This window comes from Ruegeria sp. E5, assembly GCF_056534105.1.
In genome coordinates this window covers 1,362,716-1,383,559 of sequence record NZ_JBQFPA010000001.1, presented here as the reverse complement: position 1 = coordinate 1,383,559, position 20,844 = coordinate 1,362,716, and the positions used below count along the sequence as shown (strand labels likewise).

The 20,844-nt window shown below is 59.4% G+C and carries 22 protein-coding genes; 13 read left to right on the top strand and 9 right to left on the bottom strand.

Annotated features, from left to right (window positions below; translation table 11 throughout):
- Nucleotides 1-140: 140 nt before the first annotated feature.
- The 3 genes from ACR0BI_RS07010 to ACR0BI_RS07000 are packed head-to-tail and all read left to right on the top strand — an operon-like array spanning nucleotide 141 to nucleotide 2,683.
- Nucleotides 141-1,328 carry an acetylornithine transaminase gene (locus tag ACR0BI_RS07010; RefSeq protein WP_480561180.1) on the top strand — a complete coding sequence of 396 codons (1,188 nt, stop codon included), beginning with the start codon at nucleotides 141-143 and terminating at the stop codon, nucleotides 1,326-1,328.
- 27 nt (nucleotides 1,329-1,355) lie between these two features.
- On the top strand, nucleotides 1,356-2,282 hold the full coding sequence (gene argF / locus ACR0BI_RS07005; RefSeq protein ID WP_170404219.1) for an ornithine carbamoyltransferase: 927 nt from the start codon (nucleotides 1,356-1,358) through the stop codon (nucleotides 2,280-2,282).
- 56 nt (nucleotides 2,283-2,338) lie between these two features.
- Nucleotides 2,339-2,683 (top strand): 5-carboxymethyl-2-hydroxymuconate Delta-isomerase, encoded by a 345-nt coding sequence (locus ACR0BI_RS07000; protein WP_170647577.1) that lies wholly within the window; start codon nucleotides 2,339-2,341, stop codon nucleotides 2,681-2,683.
- Nucleotides 2,684-2,710: 27 nt separating this feature from the next.
- On the opposite strand, the gene ACR0BI_RS06995 is transcribed toward ACR0BI_RS07000, so the two are convergent.
- Both ACR0BI_RS06995 and ACR0BI_RS06990 read right to left on the bottom strand, forming a co-directional pair.
- A complete protein-coding gene (locus ACR0BI_RS06995) occupies nucleotides 2,711-3,307 on the bottom strand; it encodes a ferric reductase-like transmembrane domain-containing protein (RefSeq protein WP_480561181.1) in 597 nt (198 codons plus the stop codon).
- Nucleotides 3,308-3,313: 6 nt separating this feature from the next.
- On the bottom strand, nucleotides 3,314-3,802 hold the full coding sequence (locus ACR0BI_RS06990; RefSeq protein ID WP_170397223.1) for a peptidase associated/transthyretin-like domain-containing protein: 489 nt from the start codon (nucleotides 3,800-3,802) through the stop codon (nucleotides 3,314-3,316).
- A gap of 256 nt (nucleotides 3,803-4,058) precedes the next feature.
- Here ACR0BI_RS06990 and ACR0BI_RS06985 point away from each other — a divergent pair, with 256 nt between their 5' ends.
- Both ACR0BI_RS06985 and ACR0BI_RS06980 read left to right on the top strand, forming a co-directional pair.
- Nucleotides 4,059-5,024: a pirin family protein gene (locus ACR0BI_RS06985; protein WP_170424227.1), complete on the top strand. Its 966-nt coding sequence runs from the start codon at nucleotides 4,059-4,061 to the stop codon at nucleotides 5,022-5,024.
- Between the two features lie 65 nt (nucleotides 5,025-5,089).
- Entirely contained in the window at nucleotides 5,090-6,064 is a 975-nt protein-coding gene (locus ACR0BI_RS06980; RefSeq protein WP_480561182.1) for a 2-dehydropantoate 2-reductase, read from the top strand.
- Between the two features lie 61 nt (nucleotides 6,065-6,125).
- Here the strand turns inward: ACR0BI_RS06980 and ACR0BI_RS06975 are convergent, their stop codons facing one another.
- The 3 genes from ACR0BI_RS06975 to hrpB all read right to left on the bottom strand — a co-directional run bounded on the left by ACR0BI_RS06975 (nucleotide 6,126) and on the right by hrpB (nucleotide 10,785).
- Nucleotides 6,126-7,604 (bottom strand): inorganic phosphate transporter, encoded by a 1,479-nt coding sequence (locus ACR0BI_RS06975; protein ID WP_170397220.1) that lies wholly within the window; start codon nucleotides 7,602-7,604, stop codon nucleotides 6,126-6,128.
- A gap of 89 nt (nucleotides 7,605-7,693) precedes the next feature.
- Nucleotides 7,694-8,152: an NUDIX hydrolase gene (locus ACR0BI_RS06970; RefSeq protein ID WP_170404203.1), complete on the bottom strand. Its 459-nt coding sequence runs from the start codon at nucleotides 8,150-8,152 to the stop codon at nucleotides 7,694-7,696.
- 194 nt (nucleotides 8,153-8,346) lie between these two features.
- Nucleotides 8,347-10,785 carry an ATP-dependent helicase HrpB gene (hrpB, locus tag ACR0BI_RS06965; protein ID WP_480561183.1) on the bottom strand — a complete coding sequence of 813 codons (2,439 nt, stop codon included), beginning with the start codon at nucleotides 10,783-10,785 and terminating at the stop codon, nucleotides 8,347-8,349.
- Nucleotides 10,786-10,905: 120 nt separating this feature from the next.
- Here hrpB and meaB point away from each other — a divergent pair, with 120 nt between their 5' ends.
- The 5 genes from meaB (at nucleotide 10,906) to ACR0BI_RS06940 (ending at nucleotide 14,920) form a co-directional block, all read left to right on the top strand.
- Entirely contained in the window at nucleotides 10,906-11,883 is a 978-nt protein-coding gene (gene meaB, locus ACR0BI_RS06960; RefSeq protein WP_170397215.1) for a methylmalonyl Co-A mutase-associated GTPase MeaB, read from the top strand.
- A 170-nt stretch (nucleotides 11,884-12,053) separates the two neighbouring features.
- Nucleotides 12,054-13,247 carry a Hint domain-containing protein gene (locus ACR0BI_RS06955; RefSeq protein WP_480561184.1) on the top strand — a complete coding sequence of 398 codons (1,194 nt, stop codon included), beginning with the start codon at nucleotides 12,054-12,056 and terminating at the stop codon, nucleotides 13,245-13,247.
- Between the two features lie 119 nt (nucleotides 13,248-13,366).
- Nucleotides 13,367-13,654, top strand: coding sequence for a 50S ribosomal protein L28 (gene rpmB / locus ACR0BI_RS06950; protein ID WP_008756960.1), 288 nt, complete (start codon nucleotides 13,367-13,369; stop codon nucleotides 13,652-13,654).
- Between the two features lie 405 nt (nucleotides 13,655-14,059).
- Nucleotides 14,060-14,410 (top strand): glycosyltransferase family protein, encoded by a 351-nt coding sequence (locus ACR0BI_RS06945; RefSeq protein WP_170424215.1) that lies wholly within the window; start codon nucleotides 14,060-14,062, stop codon nucleotides 14,408-14,410.
- Nucleotides 14,411-14,455: 45 nt separating this feature from the next.
- Nucleotides 14,456-14,920 (top strand): copper chaperone PCu(A)C, encoded by a 465-nt coding sequence (locus ACR0BI_RS06940; RefSeq protein ID WP_170647588.1) that lies wholly within the window; start codon nucleotides 14,456-14,458, stop codon nucleotides 14,918-14,920.
- Nucleotides 14,921-14,988: 68 nt separating this feature from the next.
- Here ACR0BI_RS06940 and ACR0BI_RS06935 read toward each other — a convergent pair whose 3' ends face one another.
- Nucleotides 14,989-15,597: an HdeD family acid-resistance protein gene (locus tag ACR0BI_RS06935; protein WP_480561185.1), complete on the bottom strand. Its 609-nt coding sequence runs from the start codon at nucleotides 15,595-15,597 to the stop codon at nucleotides 14,989-14,991.
- 61 nt (nucleotides 15,598-15,658) lie between these two features.
- On the bottom strand, nucleotides 15,659-16,357 hold the full coding sequence (locus ACR0BI_RS06930; protein ID WP_480561186.1) for an NAD-dependent deacylase: 699 nt from the start codon (nucleotides 16,355-16,357) through the stop codon (nucleotides 15,659-15,661).
- Between the two features lie 27 nt (nucleotides 16,358-16,384).
- Here ACR0BI_RS06930 and ACR0BI_RS06925 point away from each other — a divergent pair, with 27 nt between their 5' ends.
- Both ACR0BI_RS06925 and ACR0BI_RS06920 read left to right on the top strand, forming a co-directional pair.
- Nucleotides 16,385-16,834, top strand: a complete 450-nt coding sequence (locus ACR0BI_RS06925) for a low molecular weight protein-tyrosine-phosphatase (RefSeq protein WP_480561187.1) — start codon at nucleotides 16,385-16,387, stop codon at nucleotides 16,832-16,834.
- A gap of 417 nt (nucleotides 16,835-17,251) precedes the next feature.
- Entirely contained in the window at nucleotides 17,252-18,058 is an 807-nt protein-coding gene (locus ACR0BI_RS06920; protein WP_480561188.1) for an FkbM family methyltransferase, read from the top strand.
- A gap of 106 nt (nucleotides 18,059-18,164) precedes the next feature.
- Here ACR0BI_RS06920 and ACR0BI_RS06915 read toward each other — a convergent pair whose 3' ends face one another.
- Both ACR0BI_RS06915 and ACR0BI_RS06910 read right to left on the bottom strand, forming a co-directional pair.
- Nucleotides 18,165-19,106 (bottom strand): LysR family transcriptional regulator, encoded by a 942-nt coding sequence (locus tag ACR0BI_RS06915; protein WP_170397757.1) that lies wholly within the window; start codon nucleotides 19,104-19,106, stop codon nucleotides 18,165-18,167.
- A gap of 65 nt (nucleotides 19,107-19,171) precedes the next feature.
- A complete protein-coding gene (locus tag ACR0BI_RS06910) occupies nucleotides 19,172-19,480 on the bottom strand; it encodes a hypothetical protein (RefSeq protein WP_170404173.1) in 309 nt (102 codons plus the stop codon).
- A gap of 194 nt (nucleotides 19,481-19,674) precedes the next feature.
- On the opposite strand from ACR0BI_RS06910, the gene ACR0BI_RS06905 reads away from it, so the two are divergent.
- Entirely contained in the window at nucleotides 19,675-20,688 is a 1,014-nt protein-coding gene (locus tag ACR0BI_RS06905) for a hypothetical protein (protein WP_480561189.1), read from the top strand.
- The last annotated feature ends 156 nt before the right edge of the window (nucleotides 20,689-20,844 follow it).

Sequence of the window (20,844 nt, the reverse complement as noted above, 5' to 3'; positions counted from 1 at the left end):
ACGCCGACGCCTGACCGCATAATCGGCCCGTTTGATCCATTTGCGCTGTCCAAATCCGCGCAAACCCCACCAAATCAGTTGACGACCATGGCCCCAGTGTATCACTCACAGGGCTCAAGCTATTCGAAAAGGATGATCCGATGATCCCGTCCGTTCTGCCGACCTATAACCGCGCGCCCCTGACATTCGTGAAGGGCGAAGGCGCCTGGCTGACCGAGGCGGATGGCCGACGTTTTCTGGATCTGGGCGCGGGCATAGCGGTAAACGCGCTGGGTCATGCGCATCCGGCGCTGGTGGCGGCCCTGACAGAACAGGCGCATGCGCTGTGGCATGTTTCAAACCTCTATAACATCCCGCAACAGCAGGCACTGGCGGACAAGCTGGTGGAACACACCTTTGCCGATACGGTGTTCTTCACCAATTCGGGCACCGAATCCTGCGAATTGGCCGTCAAAATGGCCCGCAAGTATTTCTATGACAAAGGTCAGCCCGAGAAGGTCGAGATCATCACTTTCGACGGCTCATTCCATGGCCGGTCATCGGCGGGTATCGCCGCCGCCGGGTCAGAGAAAATGACCAAAGGTTTCGGCCCGCTGCTGCCAGGCTTTGTCCATCTGACATTCGGAGACCTCGACGGTGTCACCAACGCCATCACCGACAACACGGCGGCCATCCTGATCGAACCGGTTCAGGGCGAAGGCGGCATCCGCCCCGTTCCGGATGCAGAGCTGAAAGCCCTGCGCCAGATTTGCGATGATAACGGCCTTTTGCTGATCCTCGATGAGGTCCAATGCGGCGTGGGGCGGACCGGCAAACTCTTTGCCCATGAATGGGCCGGCATCACGCCGGATATCATGATGGTCGCCAAAGGCATCGGCGGCGGTTTTCCTCTGGGTGCGGTTCTGGCCACCGAAGAGGCCGCCAGCGGCATGACGGCAGGCACCCACGGCTCGACCTATGGCGGCAACCCCTTGGGCTGTGCCGTTGGCTGCGCGGTGATTGATCAGGTCGCTACTCCGGCCTTCCTCGAAGGTGTGAATCGCAAGGCAGGCCTGCTGCGTCAGAAGCTCGAAGGCCTGATCGCGGACCACCCCGAAGTATTCGAGGAGGTGCGCGGCTCAGGCCTGATGCTAGGCCTGAAATGCAAGCCCACCAATATCGACGTGGTCAACGCTGGCTATGACAACGAGGTCATAACGGTTCCCGCCGCAGATAACGTGATCCGCCTGCTGCCGCCGCTGACCCTCACCGAGGATGACATCGCACAAGCCCTGATCCGCCTCGAGAAAACTGCGGCACAAGTCGAAAACGCAATGGCTTCGGCCTGAACTCGCCTGATTAAAAAGTGAATTAAAATGAACCACTTCCTTGATATCCACAAAACTGACGCAGGTGATCTGCGGAACATGATCGATCAGGCCAGCGCGATGAAACAGGCGCGCCTTGGGCGTCCCAAAGCCGCCCCCGACGACGAGCAGCCTCTGGCAGGCCGCATGGTTGCGCTGATCTTTGAAAAGCCATCAACGCGGACCCGCGTGTCCTTCGATGTTGGCGTGCGCCAAATGGGCGGGCAGACCATGGTGCTGTCCGGCAAGGACATGCAGCTGGGCCATGGCGAGACCATCGCCGACACCGCCCGGGTCCTGTCGCGCTATGTCGACATGATCATGATCCGGACCTTTGATGAAACCATCCTGACCGAGATGTCCGAATACTCGGACGTTCCCGTCATCAATGGTCTGACCGATCGTACACATCCCTGCCAGATCATGGCCGATGTGCTGACCTATGAAGAGCATCGCGGCCCCATCGCAGGAAAAAAGGTCGTTTGGACCGGCGACGGCAACAATGTCTGCGCTTCATTTCTGCATGCCGCCGGTCAATTCGGTTTCGACCTGACATTCACCGGCCCGGCGCAGCTGGACCCGGAAGAAGAATTCATGGGGCTTGCACGCCAGAAGGGCTCGAAAATCGTGATCGAACGGGACCCGCACAAAGCTGTTGAAGGGGCCGACCTCGTGGTCGCCGATACTTGGGTCTCAATGCACGATTCTCAATCCGCGAAGGAGCGCCGCCACAACATGCTGCGCCCCTATCAGGTCAACGCCGAGCTGATGTCGCATGCCAAGCCAGACGCGTTGTTCATGCACTGCCTGCCTGCGCACCGCGAAGAAGAGGCCACATCCGAGGTCATGGACGGCCCGAACTCGGTGATCTTTGACGAGGCCGAAAACCGCCTGCATGCGCAAAAAGCCGTGATGCGCTGGTGTCTGGGCGTCTGAGGCCGACAGCAATCTGGGAGAGCGATAGATGGCTCTCTTAAATCTCGGAGCAACCAATGCCACACATCACTCTGGAATTCTCTGCCGGGCTCGAAAAAACTCATGATTTTCAAGCCATCTGTGAGCAGCTCTATTCCGAGCTCGCCGCGCATGAAGTATTCGATGCCCCAACACTCAAAATCCGTGCCACCTCGTTTCCGTATTTCCGCATCGGGACCGAACCGCAGACCTTCATTCATGCCACGCTCTTGTTGTTGCAAGGCCGAGATGAGGCAACGCGCGCCGAGTTGAACGCGATCATTCTGAATGTTCTGGCTGCGTCTGCGCCCACGGTCGGCAGCATCACCGTGCGGGATGTTGAAATAGATCGCGCGACCTATGCCAAACGCCTGTCAGCCTGACGCGGCCCCGGTATGCGTATGGGAGGACTAAACGCGTCGGGACACTTCCCAGACCCGTAATCTGGCGAGCGTAGCGACGCACGCCAGAACTACCAGCACACACAATGCGATCTTGGTCATGATCTCCATCGTGCCCTCAATCAGCAGGGCGTGTACGACACTGCCCAGAATGGTTACCAGCGCCAGTCCTGTGTGCCCCAGACGCCAGAGCCGAAATCGCAGGTTCAGGCGTAGGCGCAGAACGCCCATCGTTGCTGCAGCAAAACCCGTCCACATCGCGATCACACCCCAGACGGAAAAGGGTGTGGCTGATACGAATAGAAGCGCGTCCACGACATCCGGCGGGCTCGTAATCCACAAACCGCCCACATGGATTACGATCGCTGCGACAAGGGCCAGACCGCACCGCCTGTGCCATAAGCGGCTGCGCACAGGTGAAAGCCCAGGCAACCAGCGTCCGGTCAGCAAGGGTTGCATCAGCAGAAGGCACATCCCGACGATGCCCGCAAACCCGGCAAGGATGTAGATCGGCTCGCGCCACGCCAGATAAGGGCTGAATGCTGCCGCGATAACCGGCACCAGAAGGGCGACAATCAACGCTGCCCAGATCAGTATGCGCCACAACACGTATCAGGCAGGCTGCAAGACGAAATGCGCGGCAAGCGTTTTATCCTTCGCGCTCGACATCACCGGGCGTAGGAAAACCGTTTCGAATTCGCCGCTGTCATAGGCCAGATGCCCGTGCGGTTGGCCAAAGGCGGGCACGATTTGTGGCATCTCAAGCCGAAATTCACCGTTCGCATCCGTCAGCGTCGCCCCATGGCTGCGCTGGTCGCGCTCGTGCCCCTCGGTCGTATGCGCCCAGATCTGGATACGTTGGCCGGGCAAGGGGGCACCGTCGCCTGCGCGGCGCACGGTGCCGGTCATCCAGAAACCTCCGCCGCCGATGCGCTGCACAATAGGGGCGCCGGGGCGATAGTTGTTCGATCCGCCCCGCATGGACGGGGTCGGTGCAACGCCCTGCGCCCGCGCGGGCGTGGTCAGCCCGGCCGTGCCTAGCGCTGCAAAACAGCCCGCCGTAACCAACGCGCTGCGGCGGGTAAGAAGAACGTGCGACATCGAGAGGGCTCCTTTCGATAACGGGCATGTTGTCTGGCCTGATACTCAATCTAGCACGTTTGTTGCGAAAGCCGAGTTAAGCTGGTCTGAAGATCGGGTCATTTCATCACCGTCACGTGAGCGTTGCCGCCGTTTCCGCCCATCGTGCACTGTATATGTGCACTCATGCGCTATGCCAGATAATAAATCATACTATATTCCACATTATCAAACATATTGAAGCCCAAGCCAGATCCTGACCTAAGGGAGAGCGAGAATGAGCTGGAATCCGACCCATACCCCCGACTGCCGGTCCGAGAACCCGGCGCTGGACAGCCTGATCATCCCCCGTGCCCGTGATCTGGGCGGGTTCGAGGTGCGCCGCGCGCTACCCTCGGTCAAACGGCAACTGGTCGGCCCCTTCATCTTCTTCGACCAAATGGGTCCGGCCGAATTCATCACCGAAGGCGGTATTGACGTACGGCCGCATCCCCATATCGGACTTGGTACCGTGACCTATTTATATCAGGGCGAGTTTGAACACCGCGACAGTCTCGGCACGCATCAGATGATCTATCCCGGCGAGGTCAACTGGATGGTCGCTGGGCGTGGTGTGACCCATTCCGAACGTACCAGTGACCAAACACGCGGCAAGAAACACAGCCTGTTTGGCATCCAGACTTGGATCGCCCTGCCCGAAACTCACGAAGATATGGCCCCCGATTTCGAACACCACAAACAGGGCGCGTTGCCCCATATTCAGGATGCAGGCGTCAGCGCCCGCCTGATCCTTGGTTCCGCCTATGGCGAAACCAGCCCGGTCACCATGCTGTCCGAGACCTTTTATCTCGACGTCCAGCTCGAACCGGGTGCCTCCTTCCCGCTGCCCGACAATCACGAGGATCGCGGTGTCTATGTCACCACAGGCTCGGTCGAGATCGCAGGCGACAGCTTCGAGGCGGGTCGCATGATGGTCTTCCGCCCCGGCGATCACCTGTCCGTGAAGGCCGGACCACTGGGTGCGCGGCTGTTGCTGCTGGGCGGCGCGACCTTGAACGAAGATCGCTACATCTGGTGGAACTTCGTCTCCTCCTCGAAGGAGAAGATAGAAACCGCCACACGCGAATGGAAAACTGCCGACTGGGCGAACGGCGCCTTCCACCTGCCGCCCGGTGATGATCAGGAGTTCATTCCGATCTCGGAAGACCTCGAACGCACCCGACCCAGACGCGCCCGCGTCTGACCTCACGTCACGCTGGCTCCGTTGAACGATCCCGGCGATCCTTGGAGGCACAGCGGAGGTAAGCCATGAATATCGTCATCGCCGGTGCAGGCAGCATTGGCTGCTTTTGCGGCGCATTGCTGGCCGCAGCGGGACACAGCGTGACACTGCTGGGTCGCGCGCGGGTGCTGAACGCCATCCGGGGACAGGGGCTGACGGTGACAGATTTCTCGAACCTGCATCGTCACGTCGCCGCCGCACAACTCACGCTCAGCGAAGACCCTGCCTGTCTCTGGGATGCCGAGTTGGTCATCGTCACGGTAAAAACAGGCGCGACCGGCGAGATGGCAGCGCTGATCGCCGCATACGCCACGGAAACGGCCCCGGTTCTGTCTTGGCAGAATGGGCTCGAGAACGCCCGCACCCTGCGCACCGCTCTTCCCGGACGCGACGTTCGGGCTGGAATGGTGCCCTTCAACGTGGTGCCGACGGGCCCGGCAACCTATCACCGCGCCACATCGGGCGAGATCGTCATCGAGCGTGGCTCCCGGTCTCTGGCTGAACGCCTAAGCGCCCCAGATCTACCCGTCAGCGAAAGCGACCAGATCGAGGCAGTGCAATGGGGTAAGCTGGTGATCAACCTCAACAATGCATTGAACGCATTGTCCGGCCTGACCTTGCAAAACCAACTGCTCGACCGAAACTGGCGTCGCCTGATGGCTGATCAGATGGCCGAGGCGCAGCGTGTTTTGAAAGTCGCCGAGATCGAGGCCACCTCCACAACGCCACTACCCGCATGGATGACACCGCACATTCTACGTCTGCCAACGCCAATTTTTACACGAATTGCGGCAAAAATGCTGACCATCGACCCCAATGCGCGCACCTCGATGGCTTATGATCTGACGGCGGGTCGCCCGACCGAAATCGACAGTCTACAGGGCGAAATCATCAAACTCGGCCAACAGTACGCGATCCCAACCCCGATCAATAGCCGAGTCTCTCAACTCATCCATCAATCACCTGACACGCCGCTAACAGTCGACCAGATCATAACCTGATCCGTCTCTTCATCTGGTCTAAAATACCTCGGAGCGCGAGGCAGAGCCTCGCAAATTCCGATCAAGCGAACGCAGTCAAAACCCAGAAAATTAGCGCCGACATCACCGCCGCTGCCGGTACCGTGATCACCCAGGCCGCCACGATGGTCATGAAATGCGACCGCCGCACCAGCTTGCGCCGCCGCCGTTCCTCGCGCGCCAGTCGCAGCTCTGCCGGTCGCTGGCGGTTCGAGTATTTCCACCGCCGTTCTGCATGCCACTCCCGATAGAAGCCAACACCAAAGACGGCCCCAACCGCGATATGAGTCGAACTGACCGGCAGACCCAGCCAACTGGCGACGATGACCGTGATCGCCGCCGATAGCGCGACACAGAACGCCCGCATCGGGTTCAGCTTGGTGATCTGGCTGCCGACCATACGGATCAGCTTGGGACCGAACAGGAATAGGCCGAACGAGATGCCAAACGCGCCGATCACCATGACCCATGTCGGGATCGAGACTTTCGTGGCAAAATCTCCGAACTCGGCCGCATGCACGATCGCCGCCAGTGGACCCACCGCATTGGCCACATCATTGGCCCCATGCGCAAAGCTCAGAAATGTGGCCGAAATCACCAGAGGCAGACCAAACAATGTCTTCAACGACCGGGTCCGGTTCTCCAACCCTTCAGACTTGCGCTTGACCCACGGTACCGTCGCAGCCCAGACCAGGCCGCCAAAGGTCAGACCGATCAAAAGGGCAAATTGAAGATCAATTTTGACGATCCGCTTCAGGCCTTTGACCGACAAGTAGGTGGCAAACGCCCCTGCCATCACGGCAACCAGAATGGGCACCCAGCGCCGCGCTGCCGCGATCTTGTCGTCCTGATACTGGATCTTGTGTTTGATCAATGCCAGAAAGGCGGCTGCAATCATCCCGCCCAAAACGGGTGAGATCACCCAACTGGCGGCAATCGCGCTCATCGTGCCCCAGCTCACCGCACTTAGGCCCGCCGCAGCAATGCCGGCACCCATCACGCCGCCAACCACCGAATGCGTGGTCGAAACCGGTGCCCCGACCCAGGTAGCCAGATTGACCCACAGTGCCGACGATATCAGGGCCGCCATCATCGCCCAGATGAACACATTGCTGTTCTGCACCGACATCGGATCGATGATGCCCTTAGAGATGGTCGAAACCACATCCCCCCCTGCCAGCAATGCGCCTGCGCTTTCTGCGATGGCGGCAATCAGGATGGCTCCGCCCATGGTCAGAGCATTGGCCCCAACTGCCGGGCCCATATTGTTGGCCACGTCGTTGGCACCGATATTGATCGCCATGTAAGCGCCGAATGCAGCAGCTGCGACAACGATCACGCCGCCATCGGCCCGTCCGAACAGAAGCGCTGCAGCCAAACCTGCCAGCGCGATAAAGGCCAGTGCAATTCCGGGGGCCAACAGAGGACGCGATACTTGGGCATTGGCGTGCTCAACGCGCGAGATACGCTGTAGGTCACGGTCCAGTGCGTGCCAACGGGCTTTGGTGGGGTGGTCTGACATCGGTTCACAACGGCTGTTTTGAATGATGCCCGCCGCTAAACGGTTCCAATGGGCGCGGCAACCTTTGTCATCAGTTTTTTACAATATTGTTACAATTGCAGTAGCAAGTCGCGCAATTCCGGCTCTTGCACGCGTTCGGCGGCCACCTTCGGGGACACCCAGCAGCGCTTACGCTGATCGGACTCGGGGAATACATCCGCCAGATCGGTCACCTCGATCCGATAAACGCTGGTGATCACCGGCAACGCCGTGCCGTCATCCAACCTTTTGTCGTAAGAGTAATGACCAACGGGATCTTTCTGCACCTCAGTCGCGCGCACTCCAGCCTCTTCCCAGGCTTCCCGCAATGCGGTTTCCGGCCCGTTGAGCCCATCAATGGGCCAGCCTTTGGGGATAATCCAGCGTCCGGTGCCCCGACTGGTGATTAACAAAACGTCGTCACCGGGACCTGCCTTGCGGGTACACAACGCAGCAACCTGCACCCGGCTTGGGCGCTGGATCAGCGGTCGCGCGACCTCTTCCCAGATGTTGCGTATCCATGTCGTCATGTCAGGCCTGCTCGGGCGTATTCTTTTTGTAATTCGAAGAAGTTACATAATCATGTATTGCTGAGTTAACAATACCGCTCTCGGATAACCGCAAAATATGGCCTGAACTTTCAGTGTTTCGTGTATTTTTGCAGCGATTTGTGCGCTTTCCGCCGTTTCCGCCAATGAGGCTTATCAACGCCCACCTGATCAGCTTAGCCTTTGCGCCGCTTCGCGCGCAGCGTCGGATCCGCCTGAGTTGGATCTTCGGGCCAGGGATGTTTTGGGTACTGCGCCCGCATGTCCTTGCGCACATCCGCATAAGACCCGGCCCAGAATCCGGGCAGATCACGGGTGATCTGGATCGGTCGCTGGGCCGGTGACAGCAGCGTGATCTTCAAAGGCTCGCCCCCAACTACCGGATGTTGCGTAACGCCAAATACCTCTTGTAGCCGAACCGAGATTTCGGGCACCGCACCGCCATAGTCAATTGGCAGCTTGCGGCCCAACGGAGTCACAAACGAGCCCGGCGCCCGCCGATCCAGTTCCTGCATCTGGTCCCAGTCCAGCCGGGCGCGCAGCGCGGGCAGCAGGTCGAACCGCTTCCAGTCATCGGCATTGCGCACACCCGAGAGCATCGGCAGCAGCCAGTCTTCCAGCGTATCCATCAGCCCGGTTTCCGAGAAGTCCGGCAAATCAGCGCCTTCCGCGCGGATCAACTCGACCCGAGCGGCCAATCGCGCTGCGGCCCCGTTCAGCCGCACACCCAGATCGCGCACCCCGTCCAACATCGCCTGCGCCAATGCATCCCCGGGGACATCTTTCCAGATGCGGTCGTCCAGCGTGATCGCTCCGAACCGCTCTTGCCTGCGCGCCACCACACGGCGTTCGCGTTTCGACCAGTCGCAGCTGTCGACCCACGCGATCTGATCGCCGAATATATCGCGAATTTCCCCCTCGGAAATCTGCGCTGCCATGCGCACGCGCGCTTCACGCGGGTTCCCATCCGTATCCGTCACCACAAGATAGGGTGCACCCGCCAACGTATCACCGGCTTCCAGCACGACGCCTTTGCCACCCGACAGGACATAACGCGGGACATCTCCCTTGCGTCGCTGTCCGATGCGATCGGGATAGGCCAGCGCCGCCATCGCTGCCGGGCTCAGACCGCCCGCATCCTTAGATTGCGCGCGCAACCGTTTTGCTTCGCCCTTGATCCGATCCAGCGCGCCCATGTTGACCTGCCAGACCCGATTGCGCTGAAACGCGCGCACGTCCCGCAGCACCTCAAGCCTCAAAGACAGATCGACCGGCGCGCCCCGCAGCGGATCGCGTTCCGCCATCAGCGCCGCCAGTGTCGCGGCCTCAGGTCCCGCGTGCAGCAGCATGTGCCCCAGCCGAGGATGCAGCGGCAGCGCCGCCAGCGCCCGCCCATGTTCGGTGATCCTACCTTTGCCATCCAGGGCACCCAGCATCGCCAGCAACGCGCGCGCCTCAGCCAGCGTGCCTTCGGGCGGCGCGGTCAGAAACGCAAGATCACCCGGTTCTGCGCCCCAGAGCGACAATTCTAACGCCAGCCCGGTCAGATCGGCTGCCTCGATCTCGGCAGGCGGGTAGGCGGCTAGTGCACCTTCTTCGCCCTTGGACCACAACCGATAGCAGACACCTTCGGCCACACGCCCCGCACGGCCTGCGCGCTGCGTCGCTTCGGCCCGCGTCACCCGCTCGGTCACCAGCTGCGACATGCCTGATCCGGGATCGAACCGTGCCCGCCGGGCTTGCCCCATATCGACCACCACGCGGATATCGGGAATAGTCAGCGAGGTTTCGGCAATCGACGTCGCCAGAACCACCTTGCGACCTTGCTTAACCGGCGCAATCGCCGCGCGCTGGGCGGCAAAGGGCAGTGCTCCGAACAAAGGCCGCACTGAACAGGTGTCGGGTAGACGGCTGGCCAAAGCCGCCTCGGCCCGCCGAATTTCACCTTCACCGGGCAGGAACACCAGCATGCCCCCTTTGGTTTCCCGTTCGGCTCGCACCACCAGATCGATCAGCGCGTCCAGTCGCCGCGCCTGCGGCGCCAAAGGCCGGTCCAACCAGCGGGTCTCGACCGGATAGCTGCGCCCTTCGGATGTCACCAGAGGCGCGTTCATCAGCTGGCCCACCGGTTCAGCATCCAGCGTCGCGGACATCGCCAGCAAGATCAGGTCATCGCGCAACGCTCCAGTCACCTCAAGGCACAGTGCAAGCCCAAGATCGGCGTTCAGGGACCGTTCGTGGAATTCATCGAATATCACAGCACCTACGCCGGGCAGGTCAGGTTCGGATTGCAGCATCCGTGTCAGGATACCTTCGGTCACAACCTCGATGTGCGTCGCCTTTGAAACTTTCACGTCTCCACGGACACGATAGCCCACGGTCTGGCCCACGGGCTCACCCAGCGTCTCAGCCATGCGTTCGGCGGCGGCGCGGGCGGCCAGCCGCCGGGGTTCCAGCATGACGATCCGGCCCTCGCACAGACCGGCCTGCAGCATCTCAAGCGGCACGCGGGTTGTCTTGCCCGCACCCGGCGGCGCCTGCAGCACCGCGCGCCCATGCGTTCGCAAGGCGTTCAGAAGATCGGGAATGGCGTCATCAATGGGCAACCGGGTCATATCGCCTTATCGCCAAAGCCTCGGCCAAGGTCCAGCGTCGCCAAACTCGGCTCCGGTTGGGGCTGGACAAACCGGGTCATCCCCCCTCATCTAGGGCAAATTCCAGCCGGGGACTTACCGATGAACATTGCCGAGCTTGGCGACAGGATCTTGAACGGAGAGCGCAGGGCATTGGCCCGTGCGATCACACTGGTCGAAAGCGGGCGTGAAGATCATCGAGCGCAGGCAACCGCGCTGCTGGATCAATTGAGCGGCGCCGGACGCCAGGCGTTGCGGATCGGCCTGTCGGGCACGCCGGGTGTGGGCAAATCCACCTTTATCGAAAGCTTTGGCATGATGCTGACGGGGCAGGGGCTGCGTGTTGCGGTTCTTGCAGTTGACCCCAGCTCGGCCCGTTCGGGGGGCTCGATCCTGGGCGATAAGACCCGCATGGAAAGACTGAGCCGCGAGAAAGACGCCTTTATCCGCCCGTCCCCCAGCCAGAGCCATCTTGGTGGCGTGGCGCGCCGCACACGCGAAGCGATTGCACTTTGTGAGGCGGCTGGTTTTGACGTCGTGCTGATTGAAACCGTGGGTGTGGGCCAATCGGAAACCGTTGTGGCCGAGATGTCTGACCTGTTCCTGCTGCTGCTGGCCCCGGCGGGTGGAGATGAGTTGCAGGGCGTCAAGCGCGGCATCATGGAGATGGCCGACATGATCCTGATCAACAAGGCCGATGGCGACCTGAAAGCGACTGCAACCCGCACCTGCGCCGATTACGCGGGCGCGCTGCGTCTGCTGCGCAAACGCCCGCAGGACCCCGAAGGGTTTCCCAAGGCCATGACCGTTTCAGCAGTTGAAGAGCATGGGCTGGAACAGGCCTGGGACGAGATGCAGGCCCTGACAACCTGGCGGCGCGAAGCCGGGCATTGGGTATTGAACCGCGCCACACAGGCACAATACTGGTTCGAGCAAGAGGTACGCCACGCATTGCTTGCGCGTCTCGAAACGCCACAGATGCGCAGTCGGATGAGCGATCTTGGCGCTCAGGTCAGTGCGGGCCACCTCAGCCCATCGGCGGCGGCCGAACAAATCCTCTCCGGGCTGTCCGACGCGTAACACTCTGGCGGTATGATGCGTGCGCGGCTGGTGCGCTGACCGCTAATCGTGTATTAAAGCTACATATATTGTTGTGTTTGAGTGTAAGTCACTGCGTTTGAACCGGGTTGAGAAAGGGCTTGGTCAGCTCGGATCGTGCCCGGATTCTCCGAGGAACGGGACACGTCAGAATGCCCAATATCAATGGTACCAACGGCGACGACGATATCGATGTCACAAATGACAACGGTACTCTGAACGGAAACCCGGCGACGCCTCCGGTGACCGGTATCCGTGGCCGTGGCGGCGATGACGATATCACCATCACCAATAGCACCATTGCCAACAATGTCCTGGGCAATGCAGGCACCGACACGATCATTGTCACCAACAGCACGGTTGGCGGGCGCATCGCTAGCGGGTCCGATGCGGATACGGTTGATATCAGGGGGTCAACCGTCGGCGATATCCGGCTTGGTGCCGGTAATGACACGCTGAATTTCACTAGCACCACGGTGTCGGGTGACATTCGCGGCGGCAGCGGAACCGACACGCTGAACCTCCCTGAGGGCACTGTTATCACGGACGATACTTTCGGGGTGATTACGGTCGAAGACGGGGTTGGTTATTCAGTCTCTAGCGGCACATTTACCCTGCCTTCAGGCATCACCGTCACGTATTCAGCGTTCGAGAACGGGTCGGGTATGCCCTGTTTCACGCGCGATACATTGATCACGACGCAGCAGGGCCAGACCCCCATCCAGTCGCTGTGCACCGGTGACCTGATCCCCACGCTGGGGCAGGGCCTGCACCCGATCCGTTGGATCGGGCGGCGTGAATTTGATCGCTTCCAGCTTGAAGCCAACCCCAGACTCTGGCCTGTGCGTATCCTTGCAGGGGCATTGGGCGAGGGGCTGCCGCATCGCGATCTGCTGGTCTCGCGCCAGCATCGGATGCTGGTGCACTCAAAGATCGCCCAACGCATGTTCGGCACGACCGAGGTTCTGATTCCGGCCATCAAACTCACCGCAATGCCGGATATCTACGTTGATGAAAGCGTGGAAAGCGTCGAGTATTACCACCTGCTGTTCGACCGCCATCAGGTGATCTTTGCCGAGGATGCGCCAACCGAAAGCCTCTATACCGGCCCCGAAGCGCTGAAAATGCTGAGCGCCGCGTCGCGTCGCGAGATATTCGAGATTTTTCCCGAATTGACAGACCTTGACTACCGCGCCGACCCGGCCCGCATGATCCCCGGCGGGCGGCTGCAAGCGCAGTTGATAACGCGGCATTTGAAGAATAACAAGCCGCTGTTGCGGATGTCCCCGATCTTGACCTCAAATGAATTCAACTCGGGTGCAAAGATTTCGCCGCAGCCGTCTTGACCCTTCGCGCGATTCCCACTAAACGCATCCAACCAGTTTTCGGGCGCGACTTCGGGTTGCGCCCCTTGTGATTTGGCCGCGGGTCTTGTACCCGGCCTCCAGAAACAAAGGAAGAAACCATGTCGCGCCGTTGCGAACTGACCGGAAAAGGCCCGATGACTGGCAACAATGTCAGCCACGCCAAAAACAGAACTCGTCGCCGTTTTCTGCCCAACCTGAACGACGTTACCCTGCAGTCGGAAACTCTGGGTCGTGGCGTCAAGCTGCGCATCTCGGCAGCTGCCCTGCGCTCGGTCGACCACCGCGGAGGTCTGGACGCGTTCCTGGCCAAAGCCAAGGATGACGAGCTGTCGGCGAACGCCCTGAAAGTGAAGAAAGAAATCGCCAAGGCACAAGCCTCGGCCTAAGCGCTTTCTCACGCAAGAATTCAGCCCTGCACCCTGCGGTGTGGGGCTTTTCTTTTTTGCATTCACTGCCCCTGTGCGAATGATTGTCTCTGAAATGGTAATAAAACGCCCCGCTTCGTGACGTTGTTCACAGAACGCCTGCTGAATATCGCATATGTTTATGCATATTCATGTTGAGGGGGTTACCATGTCACTCAAAGCAAAGAATTTTCTGTTTTTACTGCCACGATCAATTGCAAAAGCCGTGATCCGCTGCACCCGGATGCAGCGCCGGGTAAACCGACTGCATACGGGGATGAATGCCGAGGCGTTCAGGCCGCCGAAAAGCTGAGCTAGGCCATACTGTCTCAGCCACTGCTTTGCGCTTGAAGCCGGTTCAGCGGGCGGCGTATATACCAAGCTGACATGACAGGCTTTTTCCGCACATTTCTGCCTTATGCGCTGTCCCTGATGGTGATCCTCACCGGGCAGGGACTGGCCGTGTCGCGGGGTATGGAGCGCGCGGTCGGGCAGATGGTTTTGTGCACCGGCAGCGGGCCGGTCGTCGTCTATATGGACGAAGACGGCCAACCGACCCGCGCACCGCAATACTGCCCTGACTATGCGCTCAACCTGCTGGGCGCGATCCATGAAGCCTCGGTTGCCGTACCTCCGGCCCCGTCGCGCGCGCTCCCCGCGCCGTCGCTCCTTTCCCAGCATCTGATTGCCGCGCCGCTGCCGCGACACCCAGCTCGTGCCCCGCCGGTTTCTGCCTGATTCCAGTTTCCAAATTCTATCAGACAGTTACCAAGGAGAGGCACAATGACCCTCAAATCCAGCCTGCTTGCAGTCCTGACTACCTTTTCGCTGACCGGTGCGGCGCTGGCTGCCGATACCATCTCGGTCGAAGACCCTTATGCACGGTCTTCGGGCAAAACCGCGAAGGCGGGTGCCGCCTTCATGATTATCCAGAATCAAGGCGATACCGATGACCGCCTGATCGGCGTGACCTCGGATGCGGCTGCCCGTGTGGAACTGCACACTCATAAGGTTGACGAAAACGGTGTCGCCAAGATGGTGCATGTGAAGGAAGGCTTCGCCATTCCGGCGGGCGAAACCCACATGCTGAAACGCGGCGGTGATCACGTCATGTTCATGGGCCTGACAGCGCCCTTCGAACAGGGAGGGAGCGTTCCCGTCACACTGATCTTCGAAAACGCCGGAGAGGTCGCGGTCGAGATCCCGGTCGATCTTGAGCGCCAGGACAAAGGCGGCCATTCGAACTAACGCCTGTCTTCAGGCTGTGGTACAGCCATCATCCATACGTCAGGCCGGGCAATGCCCGGCCTGTTGCGTCATCTGTTGACGGTTTTCATCTCCAATCGATCGCCCGCTTTTTTGAACCGTGCCGCCAGAAAGAACATCACCACCGCCGAGGTCAGCGCGAAGAAGGCAATTGCCCAGCCCAACGCCACCATGCCGCTGCCGGGCCAGAAGATCAGCACCAGCCCGACGATGAGTGCGAAGATACCTGAATTACGCACCGTTGCGCGCTCGGGGTCTTGTGGATGCATTTGCGGCAGCGCCATGAACGAGCCGATCGCAACGAACAGCGCCATCGCCCCCATGAGGGTGAACGCCAGCCAGGCCACGCCCTGTGGCCAGATCAGCAACACCAAACCGACCAGCGCGGCACCGATACCGACGCCTCCGATCAGCCCACGCCGCCCAAAACCCAGCCAGGTCAGCGCGCCATCCAGAATCAGCAGCGCCCCTACCAATCGCAGCAATAATGAGATGCTGCTGGTCGGCCAGAACAGCGCTGCAATCCCGATCAGACCCGCGAGAATTCCACGCAGCAGAAAGGTCCACCACAGGCTGGCCAGATTGGTACTTAACGTATCGCGCGCGTCGATACTGCTGTCGTCAAGGATTTCTCCGTCTTTGGGCGGTAGATCGGTCATGTCACTCACTCGGGTTTGCGTTTTCTGCACCATAGACGGGAAGACGCGCCGCTGTCTGCCCCTATCGCGTGCTGCCTCGCGCCAACAGCTCATCGACCCAGCGCGGTACTGCCTCTGAGGCTGGCCCCAGCCGGGTTTCATCAAATATTCCGGCGGATGGCTCAAGGTTCAATTCGATCGTCCGCGCGCCCACGGCCCGCGCCTCTTGTACAAACCCTGCCGCCGGATAAACCTGCCCCGAGGTGCCGATCGAGGCGAACAGCGATGCTTCCATCAGATGGTCGTAGATCTCATCCATGAAATATGGCATCTCGCCGAACCATACCACGTCGGGCCGGGCCGAGGTCTGGTGACAGGACGGGCAGGGCTCACCCACATCCATTTCGGGTGGCGAAGCCCAACGATATCCGCACGCCGCACACAAAGCCCCAGCCAAGGTGCCATGCATATGGATCACATGCGTGGCCCCTCCTGCCTCGTGCAGGCTGTCGACATTCTGGGTGACAAGGATCACCTCTCCAGGCCAGCCCTGCTGCAACCGGGCCAGCGCCTGATGCGCCGCGTTGGGCTGCGCCTTGGCGGCCTGTACTCGGCGGGCATTGTAAAACTGATGCACCAGCGACGGATTGCGGGCAAAGCCCTCGGGCGTGGCCACATCCTCGATCCGGTGCTGCGCCCACAGGCCCCCCTTATCGCGGAACGTGCCCAACCCGCTTTCGGCGGAAATCCCGGCCCCGGTTAGAATGACGATCTTTTCCATACCCGCCCCACGCGCTAAACCTCTCTTATGTCACACCGTATCCTTTTCGTCTGCCTGGGCAATATCTGCCGGTCCCCCGCCGCCGAGGGTGCTTTTCGCGCCCGCGCCCCGCAGCACCAGACCGACAGCGCCGGAACCTCGGGCTGGCATATCGGAGACCCGCCCTACGGCCCAATGCAAAAGGCCGCCCGCGCGCGTGATATCGACCTCAGCGACCTACGCGCGCGCCAGTTCGTGGCCGAGGATTTCAACCACTTCGACCTGATCATCGGAATGGACGCAGAAAACATCGCGAACATCGAAGATTTGCGCCCGGACGGCAACGACACCCCGGTCCGCCTGTTGACCGATTTCGCCCCCCATATCGGTGCCGACCATGTGCCTGACCCGTACTACACCCGGGATTTCGACGGCGTTCTGGACCTGATCGAACAGGCCGTGGCGGGGCTGGATGCGCATGTACGGGCTCAGTGGTAGTTTTGCCTTGCGTATTCAATCAATCCAGAGCGACAGCATGTTTGAGCCCAAAACCAACGTTTATTCGGCCTCCGCAGGCTGCATCGCAATCAGCGACAGGGGTCAAATCATCCGCCCTCTTAGCGCAAACCCTTGTGCCTATGCAGATAGTCGCATTAAGTGCATGGAATAGTAGTCCGATCCCCAATGGTCATTTGATGGAATGATACAAACTCCTGATACACGCACGAGGCTGTCATCAGCACACATAAAACTCCAAGCTCCAAGTGAGACTGCAGCCAGTTAATCCAAATGAGTTAGACATATGATCACAGGCACGTTTAACCAGCTGAATACCCCGAAGGGTAGTCACAAAAAATGAACGACGAGCGCGCGCTGTTCCTGCACGAAGTTCTGTCACCGGAAAGACTGACGCGAGTGGTGGATGTGGGTGCCAATCCTCTTGGCGCTACCCCATATTCAACCCTCCTGAAGAACCGCATATGCGATGTCTGGGGTTTCGAACCACAGCAAGATGCATTTGCACGGCTCTCTGAAGAGGGAGGAGAAAATGAAACCTATCTTCCTTATGCGATCGGCAGAGGAGGAAGTGAGCGCCTTCATGTTTGCAAGGGAAGTGGCTTCACTTCGCTATTCGAGCCCAACCCCGACTTCATCAGAGTTATGGGAAGGTGGCCCAGGCAAATGCGGGTCGAAGAAGTTGTACCAATAACCACCCATCGGCTGGACGACCTGAAAGAGCTGCCAGAGTTCGATCTGCTGAAGATTGACGTGCAGGGCGGAGAATTGGACGTATTCAGGAATGCGCGCGAAAAACTCAAGAATGCGGTTGCTGTGATATCCGAAATCGCCATGGTGCCGCTTTACAAAGGTCAGCCTCTGCTTGACTCACAAATGAGCGAGTTGTCTGCGCAGGGATTTCATTTCCACAAGTTTCTTTTTCTAAAATCGATGGCGGTTAAGACCCGTGCCTCGTCCCGCCTGAAGATGCGCGCTATGCGCAATCAGGCCATTGATGGCGACGCCGTGTTCCTGAAAAGGTTCTTCGCACTTGATGACATACCGACAGAAAGCTTGAAACATCTTGCGATCCTGGCGGACGCAGCGTTTCAAAGCCCCGATGTCGCACTTATGGCTTTGGAAGTGCTGGCTGATCGCGACGTTGTCAAAGAGGCTGAACTGGACGCCTACGAGGCGTTAGTAGAAGCTGAATTCAGCAGGTGAGAACAGCCTTTATTCCGGACATACTAACGCTCATTAAACGTCTTTTGGTTTGCAGGACGGATCACGCATGGCTCAAACCAAAGAGCCTGGATGCTCACTTTCCGGTTCACCCCACCACCTTCAACTGACCACCTAACCACGGCAGTTGCGCAATCGCTGGATCAACGATCTGGCTGCGCATCAGGCGTCGGATCATGTCGGCCACTTCCTGCGGTACCTGATCGGACCAGTCGGTCCGTGTAAACAAGGAAATGGTGCGTGCGAACTCACCGAACGGGGCAGGGTGCGCCTCCATCCCGTCGTGGAAGCGGGCGGCGCGCATATAGCCCAGCGGCGTGGTAATCGCCCAGCCAAGGCCGCGCGCAACCATCGCCATCAGCGCGAGGTGTGAGCCGATTTCGAACCGTTCCTCGAACTCCAGCTGCTGCCGGGCCAGATGGCTTTCGATCTGACGGCTGATCAACTGCTCGCGGGCATAGCGCAGAAAGGGCAGATCCTGCACTGGTTGCGCAACGCCCTTAGGCGCGACCAGAATGAACGGATCCTGCACCAGCGGATATTCGACCACGCCCTCCAGCACCTCGCCAGAATGGGCCGAGACCGCCATGTGCAGGCGCTGCGCCTCCAGCTCGGCAAACAGGTCCAGACTGGGCAGCGTGATCAGCTTGAATTTCGACCGGGTCAGACTGTCGGCCAGCAACGTCGCCAATCGCGGCGTCAGGTCGTTGTCGAAATCGTCGATCAAGCCGATGGACAGGGTGGTCAGATGCCCCAGATCCATCACTGCCAGTTCGCCTTGCGCCATCTGCAACTCGGCCAGCACTGCCTCGGCCCGCGCCAGGAAACTGCGGCCGGCCTGCGTCAGTCGCATCGGTCGCCGCCCGTGATCCACCAGATCGGTGCCCAAAGCCTTTTCCAGATTGCGCAACTGCTGGGAAACCGAGGGCTGGCTGAGCCCCGTGATCTCGGCCGCCTGCGCCACCGATCCGGTCCGCGCCAGCGCCTCGAACACTTCAAGGCCCCGCAGGGTCAGCCCTTTCATCACCATCGCACATACCTTTCGCTGCGCCATTTCTGAGGCGCAGCGGGCATCAGGTCAAGGATTGACAGGGCTCAGTTGCAGATCGCTTGCGCCATCTGGCCAAAGTTCTGATACCGATCCCACAGCGCATCATCGCGCGCGGTCTGCGACATCTTCAACTCCTGCGCCTGATGCGGGTTGGTGAACCACTTGGCGACGGTCTTCTGATCACTACGCGTCAGCGCCTGATCCGCCACGCGCTGAATACACCGGCACCGCGCCCGCGTCGCCGCTTCACGGTCTGATGCCAGACACGCCCGCTTGATCTGCGCCGCGTCCACTGTGTGGGCCACCGACGTCAGCGATGCCGCACAAAATGCGATTAAGAGGAACTGTTTCATACTCGAGCCTCGTTTTTTGCCTGCCCGGACGGGTCTTATGCCCCTCTCGGTCTGCGGCGGAGTATGAATCAAACTGGATTCGGGATCAATTGTTTTGACAGTCAGATCAAACGGTGTTGATTTGACGAGGACAGAAACCACGCACCGAGATACATCGGAAGTGATTACGAGCAGTCAATTGAACAGGTAAGACGATGATTTCTATCAAATCGTTATTTATTTCGGTGTTACTTTTTTTGTCTCCGATTGTGGCTTTGTCGGCTACGCATTCTTTGCAAGGCGAAGATGCGCCGGAATTCAAAGAGGCGGTTCAGGCATGGCTGAACGGTGATGATTTGGCTGCATTGCGCGAGCTGTCTGAGCAGGCGCAACAGGGTAACACAGCAGCTCAAATCCTTCTGGCAAGCATTGCAAACCGGAGTAGTTTTCATGCGCATGTAACATCCGAACTGGATCGAAAGGAGCGTATTGCTCTGCTGAGGAAACCTGGTGGCTTGTCTGGTAAGTCTTGGCTGACAGAAGCTCAGCTTTCAGAACCGTTGGCATTAGCACTTCTACAAGTGTCGAGGATCGGTGAAAAAGCTCCTGCAATCGCTGCGTTGGTCGAGTTGGGAGAGCCACAAACGGCGATGATTGCAGCGCAATCTATGTTGTTGAATGGAGAAGCGGAAGAACTGATTTTCGTATTGCAGGGGTTGGATAACAAGTTGCCCAGAGAAGCCGATATTCTCTTGGGCTGGGCCCTGTACCAAGCCTCGCAAGGTTTGGATAACAGATACGCGGGTTCGGCAAGTGTAACTGGTGAGTTGTCTGGAGACGACCGCTTCCTTGCCTCTGAATTGGCCTGGATCAGGTATTCAGTTTCTCAGGCAAAGGAAGATCCAGAAATGCTGGAGAAAGTCCTTGAAATGACAAAGGACGTGCGTGCCTGGACACCCATGAGACGATTCTGTGAAGACAAGTGCGCCAGCTCTTTGAAACAGTGCACCTTAACTGCTGGCATGTTGTCTACCGCACCATTTTCACCGCGCAGCCCTCTCGAAAGCGTAATTCCTAACGAGACGTATTGGGCCAGTGATCGCGTGAATGGGGATCTGGCACGTTCGACCCTTGATCTGAGTCGGGCTCGCGTTCCAAGCAACGAGGTTCCGGATGCCTGGTTCCTGCGCGAAATGAAGCAACTGCAAATTACCGAGGGCCACGGGTGACTAGCAATTGGCGCAACGCTGGGGCCGTGCACAATCGGCTTGAACCCACGTGCTTGTAGTACTCGCTAGAAACTCTCTGTGGCGCTTTCGCATAAGAGGTTTTTTGACTCTTGTTGTTGCTTAGCAGCCATTGACCGCAGCCCGTTTCCGACGCAT

Coding starts and splice junctions, on each gene's coding strand:
- ACR0BI_RS06940 (WP_170647588.1), top strand. CDS start 14,456: ATGACCCTCAAATCCAGCCTGCTTGCAGTCCTGACTACCTTTTCGCTG.
- rpmB (WP_008756960.1), top strand. CDS start 13,367: ATGTCGCGCCGTTGCGAACTGACCGGAAAAGGCCCGATGACTGGCAAC.
- ACR0BI_RS06985 (WP_170424227.1), top strand. CDS start 4,059: ATGAGCTGGAATCCGACCCATACCCCCGACTGCCGGTCCGAGAACCCG.
- ACR0BI_RS06910 (WP_170404173.1), bottom strand. CDS start 19,480: ATGAAACAGTTCCTCTTAATCGCATTTTGTGCGGCATCGCTGACGTCG.
- argF (WP_170404219.1), top strand. CDS start 1,356: ATGAACCACTTCCTTGATATCCACAAAACTGACGCAGGTGATCTGCGG.
- meaB (WP_170397215.1), top strand. CDS start 10,906: ATGAACATTGCCGAGCTTGGCGACAGGATCTTGAACGGAGAGCGCAGG.
- ACR0BI_RS06955 (WP_480561184.1), top strand. CDS start 12,054: ATGCCCAATATCAATGGTACCAACGGCGACGACGATATCGATGTCACA.
- ACR0BI_RS07010 (WP_480561180.1), top strand. CDS start 141: ATGATCCCGTCCGTTCTGCCGACCTATAACCGCGCGCCCCTGACATTC.
- hrpB (WP_480561183.1), bottom strand. CDS start 10,785: ATGACCCGGTTGCCCATTGATGACGCCATTCCCGATCTTCTGAACGCC.
- ACR0BI_RS07000 (WP_170647577.1), top strand. CDS start 2,339: ATGCCACACATCACTCTGGAATTCTCTGCCGGGCTCGAAAAAACTCAT.
- ACR0BI_RS06990 (WP_170397223.1), bottom strand. CDS start 3,802: ATGTCGCACGTTCTTCTTACCCGCCGCAGCGCGTTGGTTACGGCGGGC.
- ACR0BI_RS06935 (WP_480561185.1), bottom strand. CDS start 15,597: ATGACCGATCTACCGCCCAAAGACGGAGAAATCCTTGACGACAGCAGT.
- ACR0BI_RS06975 (WP_170397220.1), bottom strand. CDS start 7,604: ATGTCAGACCACCCCACCAAAGCCCGTTGGCACGCACTGGACCGTGAC.
- ACR0BI_RS06925 (WP_480561187.1), top strand. CDS start 16,385: ATGTCACACCGTATCCTTTTCGTCTGCCTGGGCAATATCTGCCGGTCC.
- ACR0BI_RS06980 (WP_480561182.1), top strand. CDS start 5,090: ATGAATATCGTCATCGCCGGTGCAGGCAGCATTGGCTGCTTTTGCGGC.
- ACR0BI_RS06915 (WP_170397757.1), bottom strand. CDS start 19,106: ATGGTGATGAAAGGGCTGACCCTGCGGGGCCTTGAAGTGTTCGAGGCG.
- ACR0BI_RS06970 (WP_170404203.1), bottom strand. CDS start 8,152: ATGACGACATGGATACGCAACATCTGGGAAGAGGTCGCGCGACCGCTG.
- ACR0BI_RS06905 (WP_480561189.1), top strand. CDS start 19,675: ATGATTTCTATCAAATCGTTATTTATTTCGGTGTTACTTTTTTTGTCT.
- ACR0BI_RS06930 (WP_480561186.1), bottom strand. CDS start 16,357: ATGGAAAAGATCGTCATTCTAACCGGGGCCGGGATTTCCGCCGAAAGC.
- ACR0BI_RS06945 (WP_170424215.1), top strand. CDS start 14,060: ATGACAGGCTTTTTCCGCACATTTCTGCCTTATGCGCTGTCCCTGATG.